This window comes from Gammaproteobacteria bacterium, assembly GCA_037388465.1.
GTDB lineage: Bacteria > Pseudomonadota > Gammaproteobacteria > SpSt-1174 > SpSt-1174 > JARRKE01.
The window spans coordinates 17,788-39,011 of sequence record JARRKE010000010.1; the positions used below are offsets into that span (position 1 = coordinate 17,788).

Consider the following 21,224-nt stretch of genomic DNA (forward strand, 5'->3'; position numbering starts at 1 on the left):
CCGGTCGTATGGACGAACCTGCCCGAGCCTGACTGGTTGCAGCGCGCCGCCCTGACGGCGCCCGATTTCGACGACCGCAGCCGGCTGCTGCCGCAGACCAAGGAATACCTGCGCCAGCTGTCCAAGGCGCTGCAGGCCGAATTCGAGCAGGACACGCCCATCACCGAACTGGTGCGCGGGCGCGCCCAGGCCGTGGATCAGCTGCTGGCCGGCTGCTGGCATGCCTTCGGCCTGGACGAGGATGCCTCGCTGGCCCTGCTCGCGGTGGGCGGCTACGGCCGGGGCGAACTGCACCCGGCGTCAGATATCGACATCCTGATCCTCTATCCGGACGAATCGCATCCCGACGAAGACCGGCTGTCCGCCTTTTTGACCTTCCTCTGGGATATAGGTCTCGACGTGGGGCACAGCGTGCGCAGTCTCGCGGTCTGCATCCAGGAGGCCGAAGCCGACGTCACGGTGATCACCAACCTGATCGAAAAGCGCCTGATCACGGGATCGCAACAGACGTTTCAGGTGCTGGACGCCGCCCTGGCGCCGGAACGGGTATGGAACAGCCGGGATTTCTTCAGCGCCAAGCTCAAGGAGCAGCAGGACCGGCACGAAAAGTTTCTCGCCTCGGCGTACCGGGTGGAGCCGAACCTGAAGGAAAGCCCGGGCGGGCTGCGCGACATCCAGATGATCGGCTGGGTCTGCAAGCGCCATTTCGGCACCGAATCCCTGCAGGAGCTGGTCGAACACGAGTTCCTCACGCAAAAGGAATACGACACGCTGGTCGAAGGCCAGAATTTCCTCTGGCAGGTCCGTTTCGCCCTGCATCAGATCTGCGGACGCAAAGAGGATCGCCTGCTGTTCGAGTTCCAGCGTCAGCTCGCCCACCATTTCGGTTACACGGAGGACGCCAACAACGCCTCGATCGAGGCCTTCATGCAGCGCTACTACCGCACCGTGATGGAACTGGAGCGGCTGAACGAGATGCTGCTGCAGCATTTCTACGAGGAGATTCTGCTCGGCGGCCGCAAGAACATTCCCGTCGTGGCGTTGAACCGGCGTTTCCAGTCCCGCGGCGGTTATCTGGAGGCGATCAATCCGCAGGTCTTCAGTCACTATCCGCCTTCCCTGCTCGAGCTCTTCCTGGTGCTGCAACAGCATCCGGAACTGGTCGGCATCCGGGCCAGCACGATTCGCCTGATCCGCGCCCATCTGCATCTCATCGACCAGCGCTTCCGCAAGGACCTGATCTGCCGCAGCCTGTTCATGGAGATGTTCCGCCACGGCGAGGGCCTTACCGCCACGCTGCGCATGATGAACCGGCACGGCGTGCTGGCGGCCTATCTGGCGCCATTCAGCAATGTGGTGGGTCGCATGCAGTTCGATCTGTTCCACGTGTACACCGTGGACGAGCACATCCTGATGGTGGTGCGCAATCTGCGCCGCTTCGCGATACCCGAATTCCGCCATGAGCTGCCGCAGTGCAGCAGCATTTTCGAAAACCTGCCCAAGCCCGAGCTCCTTTACCTGGCGGGCCTGTTCCACGATGTCGCCAAGGGTCGCGGCGGCGACCACTCGGAACTGGGTGCGGAGGATGCGCTGCAGTTCTGCCTCGACCACGGCCTCAGCCAATACGACGCTCACCTGGTCGCCTGGCTGGTGCGCGCCCATCTGATCATGTCGATGACGGCCCAGCGCCGCGACATCAGTGACCCGGTGGTGATTCACGAGTTCGCCCAGCAGGTCGGCAGCACCACCCGCCTGGACTATCTCTATCTGCTGACGGTGGCCGACATTCGCGGCACCAACCCCGACCTGTGGAACGACTGGAAAGGCCGGTTGCTGGCCGACCTGTATCAACGGACCCGGCGCGCCCTGCGCGAGGGGCTGGATCAGCCGCTGAACGCAAACGAACTCATCGCGGAGGTCCAGAACGAGGCATTGGCGTTATTGCGGGACAGGGAGATCGACGAAGAGACGGCGCGGCGTTGCTGGTCGGTGCTCGACGCGGATTATTTTCTGCGCCATTCGGCGGACGAGGTCGCCTGGCACGTGCAGGTCCGCCTGCAGGCCGATCCCGCCGAGCTGCCGGTGGTCGAGATCCGTCGCAAGACGGGTCGTGGCAGCACCGAAATCCTGATCTTCACCCGCGACGATCCGCGCCTGTTCGCGCTGGTGACGGCGGTGCTGGCGCAGGCCGGACTCGATATCCTGGATGCGCGCATCTTCACCACCGACGACGGCTACACCCTGGACACCTTCCTGGCGCTGGACGAGGACGGCGAGCCGATTACGGAAACGCATCACATCCGGCATATTCGCCAGGCACTGCTCGAGGCCCTGCATACGCCGACGGCGTTGCCGGTGGTCCAGCGCATGACGCCGCGGGTGCTCAAGCAGTTCTCGGTGCCCTGCCGGGTCAGCTTTTCCAATCCCGAATGGCTCCGGTATACCGTCATGGATCTCACCGCGGCCGACCGCCCGGGCCTGCTCGCCAAGGTCGGCAAGGTCATGGCGGAACTGGGGCTGCGGGTGCACAAGGCGCGTATCGCCACGGTCAGCGAAGTCGCCGACGACGTCTTTTTCATTACCGACGGACAGGGGCGGAAGGTGACGGGTGACACGCCGCAGGAAGAAATCCGCGCCCGCCTGGTCGAGGCGCTCGGCACGGCGGATGTGCCCGCGCAACCGCCGCCGGCAGGTCTGGAGACCAAATAAAAAACCCGCCATCCGAAGACGGCGGGCCTGGCGGCAAGCGGCGAGCCGGAATCAGAACTTGGCGAACAGTCCCAGATAGCTGCCGCCGAATTTGATATCGCCGTTGGTGTCGATGCTGCTGCTGTCGATCTTCAACTGAACCTGGCGATACCCGCCTTCGATACCGATGTGATCACCGAATACGTAGGCGACGCGGGCGCGGACGTCACTGAAGGACGACTTGCTGTAGCCGATGTAGCTGCCGGAGACACCCAGCGAAAGCGAGGTGGCCGGAATCTCGAAACCCAGGTTGCCGTACAGCATCGGAACCACGGCCGAGCCCTTGGCCTGCGTCGTCTGCGAGCTGTCGCTGAGCTTGAAATCCATGTCCAGGTATTTGAGGTCCAGACCCAGGTCGAGCTTCACCCAGTTATTGAGCGGGCTGTAGTAGAGCACCAGGTCGGTCTGGTTGACCTTGGCGTCGGTAACCACGCGCGTCCCCGTCGTATAGGTATTACCGCCGTAGGTGATGCTGCGTGTGACCACGTTGTCGCCGGTGGTTTTCAGGGTGCTGTAACCGAGGCGGATATTGGGCAATACGGGAAGCGGGTGTTCCAGGTCGGCCCACAGGTAGGTCTGGGTCTTGGATTTCAGGCCCAGATCGTTCTGGAGGTCAATGTCCGTGCCGGTGGTGCCGCCATTGGTATAGCTGATGTTGCCCGTGGGTTTGATATCCCAGCCGCCGCCACCGATTGAAAAATCGATCAGCCCGGCGTGGGCGGCAGGTGCGGTCAGGAATGTGGTCAACAGACCAACGGCAGCGAGTCGCTTCATGATTGCCCCTTATTATTTATGCTGCGGCCTCAACGGGCCGTATGGTTGTCAAAAATTGGTCACAGTCTAGCGGGGTTAGCCGGACGTAGCCAGCGGAACGTCCGTCTGCATCAGCTGCGCCATGCGCTCTGCCGTAGGCTGCTGCACGATTCCCTTTTCGGTAACGATCACATCCACCAGTTCAGCGGGCGTGACGTCGAAGGCGGGGTTCCAGGCATCGGCACCCTCCGCCGCGATGCGCTGGCCGTTCAGTGCCAGCACCTCGTCCTTGCTGCGCGTTTCGATCGGGATGTCGCCGCCGTGCGCGGTGCGCATGTCCACGGTGGAGCTTGGCGCGACGACCATGAACTTCACGCCGTGATGGCGCGCCAGGATCGCCAGACCGTAGGTGCCGATCTTGTTGGCGACGTCGCCGTTGGCGGTGATGCGGTCCGCACCCACCACGACCCAGGATACCTTGCCGGTGCGCAGCAACGAGGCCGCCGCCCCTTCGCAGATCAGCTCCACCGGAATGCGGTCACGGACCAGTTCCCAGGCGGTCAGGCGCGCGCCCTGCAGCCAGGGGCGGGTTTCGTCCGCATAGACCTGGCTGATGCGGCCTGCGGCGTAGGCGCTGCGAATCACCCCCAGCGCCGTGCCGTAACCGCCGGTGGCCAGCGAGCCGGTATTGCAATGCGTCAGCACCGCGCCGTCCTCGATCAGCGCCGCGCCGGCCTCGCCCATGCGGTAATTGGCGGCGATGTCGGCTTCGTGGATCGCGCCGGCCTCCGCGAGGAGCTTGTCGTAGGGATCGCCATCGATGCCGGCCAGCGCGCCCTGCAGGCGTTCCAGGGCCCAGAACAGGTTGACGGCGGTCGGGCGCGACGCGGCCAGACAGCGCATGTCCTCTTCCAGGGCCTCGCGCCAGTGGCCGGGGTCTTCGCGAAAGCGCTGGCGCGCCGCCATGACCACGCCGTAAGCGGCGGTGATGCCGATGGCCGGGGCACCGCGCACGACCATGTCGCGGATGGCGTTGGCGGTATCGTCGGCGTCGTAGAGGTCCAGCCAGCGTTCCTCGAACGGCAGCAGACGCTGGTCGAGTAGGCGCAGGTGATCCTCTGTCCACGCCATTGCGCGAATCGTGTCATGTCGTGTATCCATGGCGACATTCTCGGCGGCGGACCGTGCTTCATCAAGCTTGTGCATGTCACTGACTGTCGCTATCGTTGCTCGCCATGCACAAGGTCGACACGCTTTTACATGCCCGCTGGGTCATTCCGGTCGAACCGGCAGGCACGGTCTTCGAACATCACAGCGTCGCCATCCACGAAGGGCTCATCGTCGAGATTCTGGATACCGAGACGGCACGCGATCGTTATCAGGCCGATATCGAACACGACTTCGCCGACCACGCGCTGATCCCCGGACTCATCAATACGCATACCCACGCCGCCATGAGCCTGATGCGCGGCCTGGCCGATGACCTGCCCCTGCACGACTGGCTGCAACGCCACATCTGGCCCACCGAGGCGGCCTTCGTCAGCGAGTCCTTCGTGCGCGACGGCGTGACCCTGGCCATTGCCGAGATGCTGCGCGGCGGCACGACCTGCTTCAACGACATGTATTTCTTCCCCGAGGTGGCCGCGCGGGTGGCCACGCAGCTCGGCATGCGCGCCAGCATCGGGCTGATCGTGATCGACTTCCCCACGGTCTGGGCCAAGAACGCGGACGAATACATCGCCAAGGGGCTGGAGGTCTACGATCAGCACAAGGGCGAATCGCTGCTCAGCTTCGCGTTCGCGCCGCACGCCCCCTACACGGTTTCCGATGCGCCCCTGCAGCGCATCAACACCCTGGCCAACGAGGTCGGCGGCAGCATCCCCATTCACATGCACGTGCACGAAACGGCCACCGAGGTGGAGGAATCCGAAGCCCAGAACGGCCAGCGCCCGCTGGAGCGCCTGAACCGGCTCGGCCTGCTCTCGCCGCTGCTGCTCGCCGTGCACATGACCCAGCTGACCGATGCGGAAATCGACGCCGTCGCCGCGGCCGGCGCGCACGTCCTGCACTGCCCCGAGTCGAACCTCAAGCTGGCCAGCGGGTTCTGTCCCGTCGCCAGGCTCATGGAGGCCGGCGTCAACGTCGCCCTCGGGACGGACGGCGCCGCCAGCAACAACGATCTCGACCTGTTCGGCGAAATGCGCACCGCCGCCCTGCTGGCCAAGGGCGTATCCGGAAACGCGGCCGCCCTGCCCGCCGATCAGGTGCTGCGCATGGCGACCCTGAACGGCGCCCGCGCCCTCGGCCTGGACGATCGCATCGGTTCACTCGAACCCGGCAAGGCCGCCGACATCGTGGCGGTCGACCTCGGCGCCCTGGAGACACAGCCGCTGTACGATCCGGTCTCGCAGATCGTGTACGCCGCCGGCCGCGACCAGGTGACCGACGTGTGGGTCGCCGGCCGCCACCTGCTCAAGTCGCGTGCCCTGACGCGCATCGACGAGAACGAGATGCTGGGCGCCGTTCGCGACTGGCAGGCGCGCATTCAGGCCCGCGAGGCCTAGCCGAGCTGCATGCCCAAAGCCGGCGGCGGCTGGTACACTGGGCGGCACAGGTTTCCGCAGCCGGATATCAGCCATGAGTGCCGAACAAGCCAACGTCGACCATAACGAGATCAGCAAATTCGACGAGATCGCCCACCGCTGGTGGGACATGCAGGGCGAATTCAAACCCCTGCACGAGATCAACCCCCTGCGGCTGGATTACGTCGAAGCACGTGCCGGCAGTCTGGCCGGCAGGCACGTCGCGGACGTCGGCTGCGGCGGCGGCATCCTGGCCGAGGGCATGGCCGCGCGCGGCGCGAGGGTGACCGGCATCGACATGGCCGAGTCGCCGCTCAACGTCGCCCGCCTGCACGCGATGGAAAGCGGGCTGGAGATCGATTACCGCTGGATCACCGCCGAGGGGCTGGCCGCCGAAATGACGCACAGCTTCGACGTCGTCACCTGCATGGAGATGCTGGAGCACGTGCCCGACCCGGGTTCGGTGATCCGCGCCTGCGCCCAGCTGGTCAAGCCCGGCGGTCACGTCTTTCTTTCCACCATCAACCGCAATCCCAAATCCTTCCTGTTCGCCATCGTGGGCGCCGAATACGTGCTCGGCATGCTGCCCCGCGGCACGCATGAATTCGCCCGGTTCATCCGTCCCTCGGAACTCGGCGCCTGGGTGCGCGAGGCCGGCCTCGAGGTCCAGGACATCACGGGCATGAGCTACAACCCCCTGACCCGCGAATACCGCCTGGGCCGCGACGTGGACGTGAACTACCTGGTCCACACCCGTCCCGAATAGGCGCCTATGCCCGCCGAGATACGCACGGTCCTTTTCGACCTCGACGGCACGCTCGCCGACACCGCGCCCGATCTGGCCCAGGCCCTCAACACCCTGCTCGTGGAGCAGGGTCGCGAACCCCTGCCCTACGCGCACATCCGCAACCGCGTCTCGCACGGGGCCACCGCCCTGATCGAACTGGGCTTTCCCGAGGTCGCCGGCGACGGCGTCGCGCACTTGCGGCAACGCCTCATCGACCTGTATGCCGAAAACCGGCATCTCGAGACGCGCCTGTTCCCCGGCATGGAAGCGGTGCTCGGCTGGCTGGAAAAAAAGGGCCTGAGCTGGGGCGTGGTCACCAACAAGCCGACGGCACTGACCGAACCCCTGCTGCACATGCTCGGCCTGGACGGGCGCGCCGCCAGCGTGGTCTGCGGCGACACCCTGGAAAACCGCAAGCCGCATCCCGACCCGTTGCTGCTGGCCTGCAACCAGGCGGGATCGGCGGCGGCTGAATGCGTCTACGTCGGCGATGCGCAGCGCGACGTGGAGGCGGCGCACGCCGCCGGCATGCCCGCACTGATCGCCCTGTACGGTTATATCTCGCCGGACGACGACGTCGAGTCCTGGCGTGCCGACTCGCATATCAACGAACCGCGCGAAATCGTGGACTGGCTGCTGTCCGGCACCGCGTCCCTGCGCAAGGTGGAGCTATGAACGGGCTCGACAGTCTGTCCTGGATCATCGTCGCCGGCATAGGCGGGTTTGCATTCGGCGCCCTGCTGATCTGGGCGATCGCGCAGCGCCGCGAAGGCCGGTTGCGCAACCGCGTCACCACCCTGGAGGCGCAGATAGAGATCGACAACCGCCTGCACGAGGAACGCCTGGCGGCGCTGGAGCGCACCAAGCAGCAGCTCAGCGACAGTTTCGCCGCGATCTCCCGGGAGGCGCTGTCCAAGAACAACCAGGCCTTTCTGGATCTGGCGGCCGAAAACCTCAAGGGACTGCAGCAGCAGGCCCGCGCCGAACTCGATAAAAAGGAAAAGGGCATCGAAAACCTGGTCAACCCGATCCGCGAGACGCTGCAAAAAACCGAACAGCAGATTCGCGAGATAGAAAAGGAGCGCAAGCAGTCCTACGGCTCGCTGAGCGAACTGGTCAAGCAGATGAACCAGAGCAACTCGGCGCTGCAGCGCGAGACGCAAAACCTCGTCAACGCCCTGCGCCGTCCCGAGGTGCGCGGCCAGTGGGGAGAGATGACCCTCAAGCGGCTCGCGGAGCTGGCCGGCATGGTCGAGTACTGCGACTTTTTCGAGCAGGAGTCGCGCGATACCGAAGAGGGCCGCATGCGTCCCGACATGATCGTGCGCATGCCCGACCAGCGCGAGCTGGTGGTGGACGCCAAGACACCGCTGGATGCCTACCTCAATGCCGTCGGCGCGCGCGACGAGGAGGAACGCAAGACCTACCTCCGACAGCATGCGCGCAAGGTGCGCGACCGCATGAAGGAGCTGGCCAGCAAGGCCTACTGGGCGCAGTTCCCCCGTTCACCGGATTACGTCGTGCTGTTCATTCCCGGCGACCAGTTCCTGAGCGCGGCGCTGGAGCAGGATCCGGCACTGCTCGAGGACGCCCTCAACAACCAGGTCATCCTCGCCACGCCCACCAGCATCATCGCCCTGCTGCGGGCGGTGGCCTTCGGCTGGCGCCAGCAGGCCATCGCCGAGAACGCCGAACAGATCCGCGGCCTCGGCGAGGATCTCTACAAACGGCTCAGCGTGTTTGCGGGGCATCTGTCCCTGGTGGGCAAAGGGCTGACCCGCAGCGTGGATTCCTACAACAAGGCGGTCGGTTCGCTGGAGCGCAGCGTCATGCCGGGGGCCCGCCGCTTTACCGAACTCGGCATTCAGGCCCGCAAGCCGATCGAGCCGCCGGCGCGCGTGGAAGAACCCCCGAGGCAGCTCGACGTCGCCGATCCGGACGAATAAAACCAACATGAAATCAGGCGGTTAACTGTAGGATGTCTGACTGATATACTTTGGATTGGGGAAAACACAGTGAGTACAGCAACAATGACTGCCATTACGTATCAACGGGCTAACACCATGAACAAAAAGGAAATACGCAACAGTCTGATCATCAGCCTGCTGGTCTCCATTCCAGCGGCCTTCATCTTGTTTGCGCTATTGGAATTACTCGGCCTTTTCGACGTTCCGTCGGCCAATCTGGGCAGCTTCTGGCATCTGCATGCCTGGGGCATCCTGAGCTTTTTTGTCGCCGCCTTCGCGAGCTCGATGATCGTGCTCACGCTGAGCCGCCGCAGATCGCGCCCCACCTATACCCCGGGCAGCGTGGCCGGCGAGCGCAAGATGGGCAACGTGAAGTGGTTCAACCTGACCAAGGGTTTCGGCTTTATCGTGCAGGACGACGGACAGGAGGTTTTCGTGCACTATCGTTCGATCCGCGGCAGCGGCCGCCGTTACCTGCGTGAAGGCCAGCGTGTCGAGTACACCGTGGTGCAGCAGCCCAAGGGACCGCAGGCCGAAGATGTTCAGATCCTGAACTGAATCGAATCCACATAAACGGCAAAAGGCGCCGCAAGGCGCCTTTTGTTTTTGACGGTTTTTGCGGTGCCGTTATTTCAGCGAATCGCGCAAATTGCGTTTGACGTCGTGCAGCGTGTCCTGCAAATCACCCTTCAACGTATGCCGCTTGAACGGGTTGGCGTAAATCGGTTCACCCCGCCCGTAGTTGACGCCGAACCAGAGTCCGAGCAGCAGGCCGATCACCAAACCGGTTACCAGCATCTTCAAACGCTTTATCATCACGCCTCCAAGATCGATAGCCCCAGAATATTGACGCATGACAATGCCTGAAGCCCGTTTGAGCGTCAAACATGCCTACCGCAGTTGCGAACAACTGGCTGCCGCGCATTACGAGAACTTTCCCGTCGCATCCTGGCTGCTGCCGCGCCGCATACGTAAACCGGTCGCCGCCATTTACGTCTTTGCGCGGCGCGCGGATGATTTTGCCGACGAGGGCACGGATACCGCCGATGTCCGGCTCGCGCAACTGGACGCCATGGGCGCGGCGCTGGATCACGTCGTCGCGGGCGGCGAATCGGACGATCCGCTGTTCATTGCACTGGGCGATGCCATCGCACGGCATCATCTGCCACCGCAATTGTTTCATGACCTGCTCGCCGCCTTTCGTCAGGACGTGGACAAACGGCACTACGCCGATTTCGGCGAGGTCATGCAGTATTGCCGCCTTTCAGCCAATCCGGTGGGCCGCCTGTTGTTGCATCTCACGGGAGAAGCCAGTGAACGCAACCTGGCCTATTCCGATGCGATCTGCAGTGCCCTGCAGCTGATCAATTTCTACCAGGACCTGTACAGTGACTACGCAGAGCGCGGGCGAATTTACATTTCCCAGGACGAGATGGACCGCTTCGGCGTCGATGACTCCTATTTTGCCGGACGCGTTACGGATGTGCGCATGCGCCGGCTGATGGAACACCAGTTTCAGCGCGCCGACCAGTTGCTGCGTTCCGGGGCGCCGCTTGGCCGCGCCCTGCGCGGGCGTTTCGGTATGGAGATACGCGCCATCATCACCGGCGGCGCGCGCGTGCTTCACAAACTCAAGCAGCAATCCGACCTGTTCAGCCGCCCGCGGCTCGAATCCGGCGACGCCTGGCACATCATCAAGGCAGCCCTGTTCGGGCGCTGAACTCTCCGGTAGGCTTGCGCGATGAATCCCGACCAGTACTGCCAGCAAAGGGCCGCGCGCAGCGGTTCCAGCTTTTATTACAGCTTTCTGTTTCTGCCCGAGGAACGGCGCCGGGCCATCATCGCCCTGTACGCCTTTTGCCGCGAGGTCGACGATGTGGTCGACGAATGCACGGACCCGAATGTCGCGCGCACCAAGCTGGCGTGGTGGCGCGAAGAGGTGGAACGCTGCTTCCGGCATGCCGCCGAGCATCCGGTGACACAGGCGCTGCAGGACACGCTGGAGCGCTTCAACCTGCCGGAAGAGTATTTCCACGAGATCATCGACGGCATGCAGATGGATCTCGATTACGATTCCTACCCCACCTTCACCGAACTCTCGCTGTACTGTTACCGGGTGGCCGGCGTGGTCGGCCTGCTGGCGGCGGAGATTTTCGGTTACGAGGACCGTGCGACACGCAAATACGCCAACGATCTCGGCCTGGCCTTTCAGCTCACCAATATCCTGCGCGACGTGCACGAGGACGTGAGCCGCGGACGCATCTACATCCCCCTGGACGAACTGGACCGGTTCGGCGTCAAGCCGCAGGACCTCTCCCGTCCCCAGACCAACGACCGGCTGCGTGCCCTGTTCGCCTTCCAGGCCGAACGCGCGCAGGGCTATTACCGCCGCGCCTTCGAGCATCTGCCGGAACAGGACCGCTACGCCCAGCGCAGCGGCATCATCATGGCCGCCATTTACCAGCATCTGCTGGCGCTCATCGAACGCGACGGATTCCGTGTCCTGGAACAGCGTATCCGGCTGACGCCGCTCAGCAAGCTCTGGATCGCCTGGAAAACGATGCGCGGCGAACGTCGCCGTATGCGGCGCTTGCAGAAACAGCGTGCCTGAAGACGTCCTGGTCATCGGCGCCGGCTGGGCCGGGCTGGCGGCCGCCGTCGCCCTCAGCGCAAAAGGCATTCCCGTCCATCTGATCGAGGCCGCCCCCCAAGCGGGCGGACGCGCCCGCGCCGCCGGTCAGGGGCCGCGCCAGGCGGACAACGGCCAGCATCTTTTGCTGGGCGCCTACACCGCCATTCTCGGCCTGCAAAAGCTGATCGGCCTGGACGAAAAGACCCTGTACGAACGCCGTCCCCTGTCCCTGACGGTGTATCGTGATGGCAGCCCGCCGATGGGGCTCGCCCTGCCCCGTCTGCCGAGCCCGCTGCACCTGGCCGCCGGTTTGTTGCAGGCCCGCGGGCTGCGCTGGCGCGAGCGGATCGAGGCCCTGCTGCACGCCGGCGTCCTGACCAGAATCCCCGCCGTGGACCTCAGCGTTAGCGATTTTCTGGCCGCCAGCGGCCAACCCGAAACCCTGATCCGCGAATTGTGGGCGCCGCTGTGCCTGGCCGCCATGAATACCCCACCGGAAACCGCCTCGGCGCAGGTCTTCGCGCGCGTGCTGCGGGAGACCTTCCTGGCGCCGCGCCGTTATTCCGATCTGCTGCTGCCGCGCGTCGACCTCTCCGCCTTGCTGCCTCTGCCGGCCCTGGCGTACCTGCAGGAACGCGGGGCGCGGATTTCGTTCAAAACCCGCGTTCAGCGTCTGATCGTGGGCGATACGGGCATCGAAGGCGTGGAAACGCGTGACGGCCCGCTGGCGGCCAGCCGGGTCGTGCTGGCGACGGACACCGTCGCGGCGGCCCGGCTGCTGGCCGGGCATCCGCAGACCGCCGCCCTGGGCGAGGGCCTGGTCAGGCTCGGTGCCGAACCCATCTGTACCGTGTATCTCCAGTTCCCGCCGCAGTGCCGCTTGCCGACCCCCATGATGGGTTTTTCCGGCACGACCCTGCAGTGGCTGTTCGACCGGCGCCTGACGGACGCGCCGGGCCTGTTCGCGGCGGTGATCAGCGGGCCCGGGGAGCACATGCTGTGGGATGCCGGTACGCTGCTCGAGCGCATCGCCGACGAGATCCGGCGCTTTCTGCCCGATCTGCCCGAACCCGAAGACGGCTGGGTGATCCGCGAAAAACGCGCGACCTTTCACTGTGGGGTCGGCAGCGAAACCGACCGTCCCGGCAACCGGACTCCGCTCGACGGCCTGTGGCTGGCCGGCGACTACACCCGCACGGGTTTGCCTGCAACGCTCGAAGGCGCGGTGCGCAGTGGTTTAGAATGCGCCCGCGCAATGACAAAGCAGCTTACGATATGACGCCAGAAGAGATTCTCAACTACCAGCCGGCGGGCGATCTGCTCAAGGACCGGGTCATCCTGGTCACCGGTGCGAGTGACGGTATCGGCCGGGCCGTGTCGCGTGCCTATGCCAGACACGGGGCCACCATCATCCTGCTCAGCAAGACGATCAAGAAGCTCGAAGAGGTCTACGACGAGATCGAGGCCGACGGCGGGCCCAAACCTGCGATCTACCCGCTCAACATGCAGGGGGCCACGCCCAAGGATTACAAGGAGATGGCCGAGAACATCGAAAAGGAGTTCGGCCGTCTCGACGGCCTGCTGAACAATGCCGCCTGGCTGGGCGCCTACACGCCGTTCGTGCATTACGAGCCGGAGCTGTGGACCCAGGTCATCACGGTCAACCTGCAGGCGCCTTACATGATCACCCACGCCTGCCTGCCGCTGCTGGAAAAGGCGTCCGATCCGGCGATCGTATTCTCGTCCCACGAATCGATGAAGGCCTACAACGGCGCCTTCGGCGTGGCCAAGGCCGGCCAGCACGCCATGATGAAGATCCTGGCCGACGAATACAGCGATACGGACATCACCATCCGCGTCAACAGCGTCGATACCGGCCCCGCGCGCACCATGATGCGGCGCATGCATTACCCGGGCGAAAACCCCATGAGCGTCCCGGATCCCGCCGACCTGGTGGCGCCCTACCTGTATTTCATGGGACCGGAATGCACCGAGACCGGCACCGACTTCAGCATCCCCAGGGCCCGGGGCGAATAGCACCCTCCTCAGGATTTTCCTCCGGAACGTGTAACCGGCGCGGCGGGGGCTTGGCATGATGCCCGACCCCGCCGCCCGCCCGAGCTATTTCATCAAATCGATGGTCACGCCGCGGGCGCGCAAGGCGTCGGCCCGCGTGTCGATATAGCGCTGGAACTCCGGCTGCTTGCGATAGGCTCCGGAGGCCACGTAGTCCAGCACGGACTGCATGTGGAAGGCCTTCAGGTAGGCGCCGGTGCGAAACACCTCCTGCCCCGAGGCATCGAAAAACACCAGACTGGGTGTGTAGCCGATCTGCAGCGATTTGGCCCACCTGGCTGCCGTGGTGCGCTTGCCCGAGGGCGTGGTGACGGGCGTGTCGGCCCACATGTCGAGTACCGCGACGTCATAGCGCCTGAGCAGTTTGACGCTCTCGGGGCGCTTGAGGATATCCAGGTGCAGTTCGTCGCAATCGGCACAGGCCTTTTGCTCGAACATCACCACCAGCGGCTTGCCGCCCTTGAGCTTGGAAAAGTCGTAAGGCGGGTGCAGATACCAGGGCTCGACATGCAGCTTGCCGGTGGCGGGTTCCGGCGAGACCTTGGCCAGGTAACTGCGGAAACTCTCCCGGCCTTCGAGATGCCGCCCGGCGTAATCGAGCGCGACATTGAACTTGTGGGGCGGGAAATAGCCGTTGATGCGCAGCACGGTCTGCCCCTTGGCGTTCAGCATCACCAGCGTGGGGGTGAACATGATCTTCTGGGAGACGGCGAACTGTTTCTCGGTCATGGACTTGCCGTCGAAACCGGTGACGTCGCGGTCGCCCCACATGTTGATGGCGATGACGTCGAAATACTTGCGGGTCTTGTCGGCGATCGACTTCTGCCCGAAATTGTCTTCCAGCAGCTTTTTGCAGTACGGGCAGCCGTCCTGATAGAAGTACAGCATCACCCGCTTGTGATGCGCCGCGGCCTCGGCCACGTCGTCGCGGATATCCAGAAACGACTGTTTGAACCAGGCGGGTTGCTCATGATAGCCCGGATTGACCATCCCCTCGGACAGTCCCCCCTCCTCGGCGGCATGCGCCATGCCGACAAGAGAAATCACCGCAAAAAACAAAGCCAACCTATTGATTATAATAGACATCACAACCCCCTCCGTTATCGTTCAAGTATAGCATCCGGATAACGACAACCGCGCCTCAGCGTACAGGCCTCGCAACGGGGCCTGGGCCGGCAGATATCCTTGCCGTGACGCACGATCAGGGCGTGGTACTCGTTCCAGACGCTGACCTCGGGTTTCAGCTCCGCTTCGAAGCGATGGCGCAAAGGCTCGTACCCGATATGTTCTTCTACGTAGCCCAGCCGGGAAAAGATGCGCCGCGTATAGGCGTCGACCACGAAGACCGGCCGCTCGAAGGCGTACAGCATCATGTCATCGGCGGTTTCCGGCCCGATCCCGTGTACCGACAACAAGGCCCTGCGCAGTTCCAGGGTCGGATAGCGGGCGAGCCGTTCATAGCCGCCCTGCCCCAGATACCAGCGCGTGAACACCTGCAGGCGTCTGGCCTTGATGTTGAAATAGCCGGACGGCCTGAGATGCCGGGCCAGCTCGTCCGGCCCCGCCGTGGCGATTCCCGCGGGGGTACACAGCTCAGCCCGTTTGAGATTGGCGATGGCGCGCTCGACATTGCGCCAGCTGGTGTTCTGGGTCAGTACGGCGCCGACCATGATCTCGAAGGCATCCGAGGCCGGCCACCAGTGTTGCGGACCGTAGGCCTTCAGCAAGCGCCGATAGACCGAAAACAGGCCGGCGGATTTCATCGCCGGCGCTGCGGCGGCCCATGCGATTTTTTCTTGTGTGCGTACAGCCTGGCGATCGCCGGCGGCTTGAGTCCGGCTGCCTGGTAAAGATCGCGTATCTGGCCGGGCGTGAGTTCCACCCAGCGGCCCGGACGCAGCTGGCGCTCCAGGGCGATGGGTCCGTAACGCACGCGCATCAACCGGCTGACCGTGATGCCCTGGCTGTTCCACAGGCGGCGCACTTCGCGGTTGCGCCCCTCGTGCAGGATGACGTGGTACCAATGATTGACGCCGCTGCCGCCGGCGTCGGTAATCTCGTCGAAACGCGCCTCCCCGTCCTCCAGCATCACGCCGCTGGTCAGGCGCTGGATGATCTCCGGGGTGACCTCGCCGCGCACGCGCACGGCATATTCGCGTTTGATCTCCGCGGACGGATGCATCAGCCGGTTGGCCAGTTCGCCGTCATTGGTGAACAGCAGCAACCCGGAGGTGTTCAGGTCCAGTCTTCCCACGGCCACCCAGCGACTGCTTTTCATGTTCGGCAGCGAAGCGAAGACTGTGCGGCGGCCTTCGGGATCCGTGCGGGTGGTCACCTCCCCTTCGGGTTTGTGGTAGACGATGACCCGGATCCTGGGTTCTTCCGCGCGCCGCAAGGAGATCTGGCGGCCGCGCAGGGTGATCCGGTCGGTGGTCTCCACCTGCACGCCGAGCTGGGCGACGACGCCGTTGACTTCGATTTCACCGGCCTCGATCCAGCGTTCGATTTCGCGGCGCGAACCGTAACCGGCGCGGGCAAGCAGCTTTTGTAGACGTTCACTCATAGGAAATGGTTATCGGATAACAGCGGGCTGAAAAATCGAATTCGGTGATTATGTCTCGAAACGGCCGCTTGGCGCGCGTTGTTTGCGTTCAAGGCGTATGCCCCTCTCCCCTAGTCAATATTTTGACATGGATCTGGCTTCAGGGTGTCGAAATCTGTATAAAAATCAGGCGAATATCCACAACAATTGCGTGGCGTATTCAACATTCAAATTCTATACTCGGAAATCAGAAAGGAACGGAAATACCGAGGACGGAATGGATACGCGAGAGCCGGACTCAATTCAGGATGCTTTTGACCCGGAAGAGGTTGGGATGCTGCGCAAAGCAGTGAACGTCCTGCCCGACATCTTCTTTATCTACGACATCGCCGCCGAGCGCTTCCTGTATTGGAACGATACCACGACTGAGGCGACCGGATTCTCGGACGAAGAGATCGTCCACATGGCGCCGATCGATTTTTTCCGCGACACCGACGTCAAACGGTTCCAGCGCGCGATCCACGAAACCGAAAAAACCGGTGAGTCGACCATTGACGTCTGTCTTTATCACAAGGACGGCAGCAGTCACCCCTATGAATTCAGTACGGCACGCCTGACCCCGTTCAACAGCGAAAAGCAGATCATCTGCGGCGTAGGCAGGGACATCCAATCCCGTATCGAGGCCGAGCAGGCGCTGTTCGAAAGCGAGGAACGCTACCGGTTGACCATGGAATCTTCGCTGGTCGGCATCGGCATCATTCAGGACCTCGGCTTCAAGTACGTCAATCCGATGATGTGCGAACTGTTCGGCTACGACCGCGAGGAAATGCTGGATGATCTGCATGTACCCGATCTCGTGGTGCCGGAGCAGCGCGACCGGCTGAAAAGCAATCTCGTCATGCGCAGCCGGGGCGCGAAGACCGAACCCTATGAACTGACGTTCGTGCGCAAGGACGGCACCAGGTTCTTCGCGCTGGTCAATGGCGCCCACGTCGATTACGAGGGCAAGCCGGCCTCCATCGGCGTGGTGATGGACATCACCTCCTACAAGAACGCGGAGCTGGAACGCCAGAAGGCGCACAGCTACCTGGACTCGGTGCTGGAGGGCATCATCGTCACGGATACGCGCGGCGTTATTTCATTCGTGAACTCCGCCTTCTCGCGCATGACGGGCTATGCCGCTTACGAGGTGATCGGCAAAACGCCCTCGGTGCTGAAGTCGGGGCGGCACGATCAGGCGTTCTATCAGGACATGTGGTCGTCGATCAAGGAAACCGGCCAGTGGCGCGGCGAGATATGGAACCGCAGCAAGGACATGAGTGATTTTCCGTGTCTGATGCATATCAGCGCGGTGAAGGATGCGTCGGGCAAGGTCACCAGCTACATCGGCGTTTTTTCCGACATCACCAGCATCAAGGAGTCGGAGCAGAAGCTCAATTACCTGGCCCACCATGATCCGCTGACGGATCTTCCCAACCGTCTGCTGTTCAGCGCGCGACTGGAACATACGATCGAGCGCCAGCGGCGCAACAAGCGCTATGCGGCGTTGCTGATGGTCGACGTCGACAGCATGAACAACATCAACAATGCCTTCGGGCATGCCATGGGCGACCACATTCTCAAGCTGGTCGCCGACCGCCTGCGCGATACGGTACGCAAGGAGGATACGGTTGCACGTCTCGGCGGGGACGAATTCGGCGTCATCATCGAGGATCTCGGCGAAACCCAGCATGCGGGACGGATCGCCGACAAACTGATCCGATTGATTTCCATCCCCATCGTGGTCGACAGCCATACCTTGATCGTCAAGAGCAATATCGGCATCAGCACTTATCCGCGCGACGGGGGAAGCCGGGATACCCTGGAAAAGGGTGCGGCATCCGCCCTGGCGCGCGCCAAGAAGCGCGGGGCCAACCAGTACGAATTTTCAGAACCCTCGCTGGCCAAGGTCGCGCGCAAAAAGCTCCATCTCGAGAGCGAGCTGTACAAGGCGATCGGCAGCAAACAGCTCGCCGTCCATTACCAGCCGCAGGTCGATCTGCGCAGCTGCCGGGTGGCCGGCTTCGAGGCGCTGATGCGCTGGCATCACCCTACCCTGGGCGACATTCCACCCAAGGACTTCATTCCCGTTGCCGAGGAGGCCGGCCTGATCGACGCGATCGGCGAATTCGTACTCAATACGGCGGCCAAGGACCTGAAGACATTCCAGACCTTGTCGGAGACACCGCTGCGGGTCGCGATCAATATCGCCACCCGACAGCTGCATGCCCAGCAGACCCTGTCAGAGATGGTGCAGGACATTATCACGCGCTATCAATTGAACCCGGACCAGCTCGAACTGGAAATTACCGAATCGGCCTTCGAGTCCTATGGCGAGGTCAAATCGGCCATCGACGCCATCGAGCGTCTGGGCATCCGTTTTTCGATCGATGATTTCGGTACGGGGTATTCCTCGCTGCGGCGGCTGCAGCGCCTGCCCGTGCGGCGCATCAAGATCGACCAGGGATTCGTGATGGGCATTCCGTCCAACAAGGACAATATCGCCATCTCCACGGCCATTATCGCCATGGCGCACAGCCTCAGCATGGAGGTGGTGGCGGAAGGCGTTGAAACCCGCGCGCAACTGGACTTTTTACGCAATCAGGGTTGCGATGAAGTGCAGGGCTTTCTGATCAGCCGTCCGGTGCCAGCCAGCGAGGTGGCGGCGACGATCGAGAACGCACCGCTCGTCTGCGCCGACTGACAATCCGCCAGCTGCTACGCCACGCCGTGCTCGGCGAGCCAGGCCTCGGCGTAGCGAAGATCCTCGGGATGCGTGATCTTGAGGTTGTCGGGCGCCCCGGCCACCAGGCGCACCTTCCTGCCCATCTGCTCCAGCGCCGACGCCTCGTCCGTGATGCTCAGTTCCGCATCCAGGGCCCTGGCCAGCGCCTCATGCAATTCCCCGAGACGGAACATCTGCGGCGTCAGCGCATGCCAAAGGCCGGTGCGCGGCACGGTCGAGGCGATGTGGCCCGTGCCGTCGTCGCGCTTCATGGTGTCGCGAACCGGGGCGGCCAGAATGCCGCCCTCGCCGCTCGACAGGCAGTCTTCGATGAGCCGGTCCAGATCGACCCGACTCAGGCAGGGACGGGCCGCATCGTGCACGAGCACCCAGTCATCCCGCGATGCGGTTTCGAGCAGCGCGTTCAGCGCGTTGAAAACGGAATGGGCGCGCTCCTCGCCGCCGGCGACCTGCCGCAGCCGGGCATCCCCGGCAATCGGCAGGGACGGGAAGTAGCGATCGTCCGCGCGCAGTGCAACGACCGCGCCCTCGATGCGAGGATGTTCCAGCAAGGCAGAGAGGGCATGTTCGATGACGGTCCTGCCCGCCAGAGAGAGATATTGCTTGGGGCGGTCCGCCGCCATGCGGGTACCCAGACCGGCGGCGGGCACCGCCGCCCAAATCACACTCACGGGCGGTCGTCCTTCTTGTCCGCAGGCAGGTGAACGATCTGGTAGAAGGTTTCGCCGGGTTTGACCATACCCAGCTCGAGGCGGGCCCGTTCCTCGACCGCTTCGGTACCGGACTTAAGGTCCTCCACCTCCGCGGCGAGCGCCTGGTTGCGCTGTCCCAGGACCTGATTTTCCTGCTTTTGGGCGGCGACGGCGGCGCGAAGTCTCATGACGTCACCCACACTGCCGTCGCCTCCCCACAGCTTGACCTGCAGCAGAAGCAACAAGGCGAGCAGCAGCAGGTTGATGAGCTTCATGCCCCCGAGTTTAGCTGCTGTCGACGCCTCGGTCATGGTGGCGGTCGTGTCAGGCCAGGTGCTTGAAGGCGCCCCGTCCGGCGTAGCGTGCATTGCCGCCGAGCTCTTCCTCGATGCGGATCAGCTGGTTGTACTTGGCGACCCGGTCGGAGCGCGACAGCGAGCCGGTCTTGATCTGCCCGGCGGCCGTGCCGACCGCGAGGTCCGCGATGGTCACGTCCTCGGTTTCGCCCGAGCGATGCGAGATCACCGAGCGGTAGCCCGAGCTGTGGGCCAGCGAGATGCATTCCAGGGTCTCGGACAGGGTGCCGATCTGATTCAGCTTGATCAGGATCGCGTTGCCCACGCCCTTGTCGATGCCTTCCTGGAGGATGCGGCTGTTGGTCACGAACAGGTCGTCGCCGACCAGCTGCAGACGGTCGCCGAGCTGATCGGTGAGCTGCTTCCAGCCATCCCAGTCGTTCTCGGCCAGACCGTCCTCGATGGACACGATCGGATACTGGCGTACCCAGTCGGCGAGGAAATCGATGAACCCGGCGGAATCGAAGCGCTTGCCCTCGCCGTCCAGTACGTACTGGCCGTCCTTGTAGAACTCGGAGCTGGCGGGGTCGAGCGCTAGGGCGATATCGTCGCCCGACTTGAAACCGGCCTTGTCGATGGCCTCCAGAATCGCCTCGACGGCGGCGACGTTGGACGGCAGATCGGGGGCGAAACCGCCTTCGTCGCCGACGGTGGTGTGCAGGCCGCGGCCGTTCAGCACCGACTTGAGGGCGTGAAACACTTCGGCGCCATAGCGCACCGCTTCGGCGATCGAGCCCGCGCCCAGCGGCACGACCATGAATTCCTGCAGGTCGATGCTGTTGTTGGCGTGGGCGCCGCCGTTGATGATGTTCATCATCGGCACCGGCAGGACGAAATTGCCGGAACCGTCCGCCAGCGAGCGGTACAGCGGCTGGTGCTTGTCCGCCGCCACCGCGTGCGCATTGGCCAGAGAAACCGCCAGCAGCGCATTGGCGCCCAGGCGGCTCTTGTTGTCGGTGCCGTCCAGATCGATCATGCGCTGGTCGAGGGCCTTCTGGTCGGCGGCATTCATGCCGAGCAGGGTTTCCCGAATCTCGTTGTTCACGTTGGCGACGGCCTGCTGAACCCCTTTGCCGCCGTAGCGCTTGGTATCGCCGTCGCGCAGCTCGATCGCCTCGCGCGAACCGGTGGACGCACCGGAGGGCACGGCGGCACGGCCGCGGGCACCAGAGGACAGGATCACGTCGGCCTCGACGGTGGGATTACCGCGGGAGTCGAGGATTTCACGTGCACGGATATCGGCAATTTCAGGCATGTTTTTTCTCTTTTACTTCAGGAAGTTATAACGATAAGTGAAAGTAATT

General features: G+C 63.5%; 20 protein-coding genes. 11 read left to right on the forward strand and 9 right to left on the reverse strand.

Going from position 1 to position 21,224, the window contains the following annotated elements; translation table 11 throughout:
- Positions 1-36 precede the first annotated feature (36 nt).
- Entirely contained in the window at positions 37-2,709 is a 2,673-nt protein-coding gene (gene glnD, locus P8Y64_03480; GenBank protein ID MEJ2059540.1) for a [protein-PII] uridylyltransferase, read from the forward strand.
- A 51-nt stretch (positions 2,710-2,760) separates the two neighbouring features.
- Here the strand turns inward: glnD and P8Y64_03485 are convergent, their stop codons facing one another.
- Together P8Y64_03485 and mtnA are read right to left on the reverse strand one after the other, a co-directional pair.
- Positions 2,761-3,522, reverse strand: a complete 762-nt coding sequence (locus P8Y64_03485; GenBank protein ID MEJ2059541.1) for a TIGR04219 family outer membrane beta-barrel protein — start codon at positions 3,520-3,522, stop codon at positions 2,761-2,763.
- A gap of 75 nt (positions 3,523-3,597) precedes the next feature.
- A complete protein-coding gene (gene mtnA / locus P8Y64_03490) occupies positions 3,598-4,662 on the reverse strand; it encodes an S-methyl-5-thioribose-1-phosphate isomerase (GenBank protein MEJ2059542.1) in 1,065 nt (354 codons plus the stop codon).
- A 74-nt stretch (positions 4,663-4,736) separates the two neighbouring features.
- On the opposite strand from mtnA, the gene P8Y64_03495 reads away from it, so the two are divergent.
- From P8Y64_03495 to P8Y64_03515, 5 genes are all read left to right on the forward strand, one after another.
- Positions 4,737-6,065: a TRZ/ATZ family hydrolase gene (locus P8Y64_03495; GenBank protein MEJ2059543.1), complete on the forward strand. Its 1,329-nt coding sequence runs from the start codon at positions 4,737-4,739 to the stop codon at positions 6,063-6,065.
- Between the two features lie 73 nt (positions 6,066-6,138).
- Positions 6,139-6,849 (forward strand): bifunctional 2-polyprenyl-6-hydroxyphenol methylase/3-demethylubiquinol 3-O-methyltransferase UbiG, encoded by a 711-nt coding sequence (gene ubiG / locus P8Y64_03500; protein MEJ2059544.1) that lies wholly within the window; start codon positions 6,139-6,141, stop codon positions 6,847-6,849.
- Between the two features lie 6 nt (positions 6,850-6,855).
- Entirely contained in the window at positions 6,856-7,545 is a 690-nt protein-coding gene (gph, locus tag P8Y64_03505; GenBank protein ID MEJ2059545.1) for a phosphoglycolate phosphatase, read from the forward strand.
- Entirely contained in the window at positions 7,542-8,816 is a 1,275-nt protein-coding gene (rmuC, locus tag P8Y64_03510; GenBank protein ID MEJ2059546.1) for a DNA recombination protein RmuC, read from the forward strand. Before gph ends, rmuC begins: the two co-directional genes overlap by 4 nt.
- Before the next feature lie 117 nt (positions 8,817-8,933).
- Positions 8,934-9,395, forward strand: a complete 462-nt coding sequence (locus P8Y64_03515; protein ID MEJ2059547.1) for a cold-shock protein — start codon at positions 8,934-8,936, stop codon at positions 9,393-9,395.
- A gap of 69 nt (positions 9,396-9,464) precedes the next feature.
- Here the strand turns inward: P8Y64_03515 and P8Y64_03520 are convergent, their stop codons facing one another.
- Positions 9,465-9,653, reverse strand: a complete 189-nt coding sequence (locus P8Y64_03520; protein ID MEJ2059548.1) for a hypothetical protein — start codon at positions 9,651-9,653, stop codon at positions 9,465-9,467.
- Positions 9,654-9,690: 37 nt separating this feature from the next.
- Between P8Y64_03520 and hpnC the strand changes: the two genes are divergently transcribed.
- From hpnC to P8Y64_03540, 4 genes are read left to right on the forward strand one after another with little or no spacing between them, the layout of a single operon-like run.
- Positions 9,691-10,557, forward strand: coding sequence for a squalene synthase HpnC (gene hpnC, locus P8Y64_03525; GenBank protein ID MEJ2059549.1), 867 nt, complete (start codon positions 9,691-9,693; stop codon positions 10,555-10,557).
- A 21-nt stretch (positions 10,558-10,578) separates the two neighbouring features.
- A complete protein-coding gene (hpnD, locus tag P8Y64_03530; protein ID MEJ2059550.1) occupies positions 10,579-11,448 on the forward strand; it encodes a presqualene diphosphate synthase HpnD in 870 nt (289 codons plus the stop codon).
- The gene (gene hpnE / locus P8Y64_03535; GenBank protein MEJ2059551.1) at positions 11,441-12,748 is read left to right on the forward strand and encodes a hydroxysqualene dehydroxylase HpnE; all 1,308 of its coding nucleotides are present in this window, start codon (positions 11,441-11,443) and stop codon (positions 12,746-12,748) included. The genes hpnD and hpnE overlap by 8 nt, the downstream gene beginning before the upstream one ends.
- Entirely contained in the window at positions 12,745-13,506 is a 762-nt protein-coding gene (locus P8Y64_03540; GenBank protein MEJ2059552.1) for a YciK family oxidoreductase, read from the forward strand. The genes hpnE and P8Y64_03540 overlap by 4 nt, the downstream gene beginning before the upstream one ends.
- A gap of 84 nt (positions 13,507-13,590) precedes the next feature.
- Here P8Y64_03540 and P8Y64_03545 read toward each other — a convergent pair whose 3' ends face one another.
- Genes P8Y64_03545 through P8Y64_03555 form a run of 3 tightly spaced genes read right to left on the reverse strand, consistent with a single transcriptional unit; the run spans position 13,591 to position 16,108 of the window.
- Positions 13,591-14,631, reverse strand: a complete 1,041-nt coding sequence (locus tag P8Y64_03545) for a thioredoxin fold domain-containing protein (GenBank protein ID MEJ2059553.1) — start codon at positions 14,629-14,631, stop codon at positions 13,591-13,593.
- 14 nt (positions 14,632-14,645) lie between these two features.
- On the reverse strand, positions 14,646-15,308 hold the full coding sequence (locus P8Y64_03550) for an endonuclease III domain-containing protein (GenBank protein MEJ2059554.1): 663 nt from the start codon (positions 15,306-15,308) through the stop codon (positions 14,646-14,648).
- Positions 15,305-16,108: a pseudouridine synthase gene (locus tag P8Y64_03555; GenBank protein ID MEJ2059555.1), complete on the reverse strand. Its 804-nt coding sequence runs from the start codon at positions 16,106-16,108 to the stop codon at positions 15,305-15,307. Before P8Y64_03555 ends, P8Y64_03550 begins: the two co-directional genes overlap by 4 nt.
- A gap of 313 nt (positions 16,109-16,421) precedes the next feature.
- Here P8Y64_03555 and P8Y64_03560 point away from each other — a divergent pair, with 313 nt between their 5' ends.
- The gene (locus tag P8Y64_03560; GenBank protein MEJ2059556.1) at positions 16,422-18,830 is read left to right on the forward strand and encodes an EAL domain-containing protein; all 2,409 of its coding nucleotides are present in this window, start codon (positions 16,422-16,424) and stop codon (positions 18,828-18,830) included.
- Between the two features lie 14 nt (positions 18,831-18,844).
- On the opposite strand, the gene ispD is transcribed toward P8Y64_03560, so the two are convergent.
- From ispD to eno, 3 genes are read right to left on the reverse strand one after another with little or no spacing between them, the layout of a single operon-like run.
- The gene (gene ispD / locus P8Y64_03565) at positions 18,845-19,543 is read right to left on the reverse strand and encodes a 2-C-methyl-D-erythritol 4-phosphate cytidylyltransferase (GenBank protein MEJ2059557.1); all 699 of its coding nucleotides are present in this window, start codon (positions 19,541-19,543) and stop codon (positions 18,845-18,847) included.
- Positions 19,540-19,839: a cell division protein FtsB gene (gene ftsB / locus P8Y64_03570; GenBank protein ID MEJ2059558.1), complete on the reverse strand. Its 300-nt coding sequence runs from the start codon at positions 19,837-19,839 to the stop codon at positions 19,540-19,542. Before ftsB ends, ispD begins: the two co-directional genes overlap by 4 nt.
- A 49-nt stretch (positions 19,840-19,888) precedes the next feature.
- Complete coding sequence (eno, locus tag P8Y64_03575) at positions 19,889-21,175, reverse strand: phosphopyruvate hydratase (GenBank protein MEJ2059559.1); 1,287 nt, start codon at positions 21,173-21,175, stop codon at positions 19,889-19,891.
- Positions 21,176-21,224: the final 49 nt, after the last annotated feature.

Bases quoted from the DNA above. Each gene is read 5' to 3' on its own strand.
- P8Y64_03485 (MEJ2059541.1), bottom strand. From the start codon at position 3,522: ATGAAGCGACTCGCTGCCGTTGGTCTGTTGACCACATTCCTGACCGCA.
- mtnA (MEJ2059542.1), bottom strand. From the start codon at position 4,662: ATGGATACACGACATGACACGATTCGCGCAATGGCGTGGACAGAGGAT.
- P8Y64_03495 (MEJ2059543.1), top strand. From the start codon at position 4,737: ATGCACAAGGTCGACACGCTTTTACATGCCCGCTGGGTCATTCCGGTC.
- ubiG (MEJ2059544.1), top strand. From the start codon at position 6,139: ATGAGTGCCGAACAAGCCAACGTCGACCATAACGAGATCAGCAAATTC.
- gph (MEJ2059545.1), top strand. From the start codon at position 6,856: ATGCCCGCCGAGATACGCACGGTCCTTTTCGACCTCGACGGCACGCTC.
- rmuC (MEJ2059546.1), top strand. From the start codon at position 7,542: ATGAACGGGCTCGACAGTCTGTCCTGGATCATCGTCGCCGGCATAGGC.
- P8Y64_03515 (MEJ2059547.1), top strand. From the start codon at position 8,934: ATGAACAAAAAGGAAATACGCAACAGTCTGATCATCAGCCTGCTGGTC.
- P8Y64_03520 (MEJ2059548.1), bottom strand. From the start codon at position 9,653: ATGATAAAGCGTTTGAAGATGCTGGTAACCGGTTTGGTGATCGGCCTG.
- hpnC (MEJ2059549.1), top strand. From the start codon at position 9,691: ATGACAATGCCTGAAGCCCGTTTGAGCGTCAAACATGCCTACCGCAGT.
- hpnD (MEJ2059550.1), top strand. From the start codon at position 10,579: ATGAATCCCGACCAGTACTGCCAGCAAAGGGCCGCGCGCAGCGGTTCC.
- P8Y64_03540 (MEJ2059552.1), top strand. From the start codon at position 12,745: ATGACGCCAGAAGAGATTCTCAACTACCAGCCGGCGGGCGATCTGCTC.
- P8Y64_03545 (MEJ2059553.1), bottom strand. From the start codon at position 14,631: ATGTCTATTATAATCAATAGGTTGGCTTTGTTTTTTGCGGTGATTTCT.
- P8Y64_03550 (MEJ2059554.1), bottom strand. From the start codon at position 15,308: ATGAAATCCGCCGGCCTGTTTTCGGTCTATCGGCGCTTGCTGAAGGCC.
- P8Y64_03555 (MEJ2059555.1), bottom strand. From the start codon at position 16,108: ATGAGTGAACGTCTACAAAAGCTGCTTGCCCGCGCCGGTTACGGTTCG.
- P8Y64_03560 (MEJ2059556.1), top strand. From the start codon at position 16,422: ATGCTGCGCAAAGCAGTGAACGTCCTGCCCGACATCTTCTTTATCTAC.
- ftsB (MEJ2059558.1), bottom strand. From the start codon at position 19,839: ATGAAGCTCATCAACCTGCTGCTGCTCGCCTTGTTGCTTCTGCTGCAG.
- eno (MEJ2059559.1), bottom strand. From the start codon at position 21,175: ATGCCTGAAATTGCCGATATCCGTGCACGTGAAATCCTCGACTCCCGC.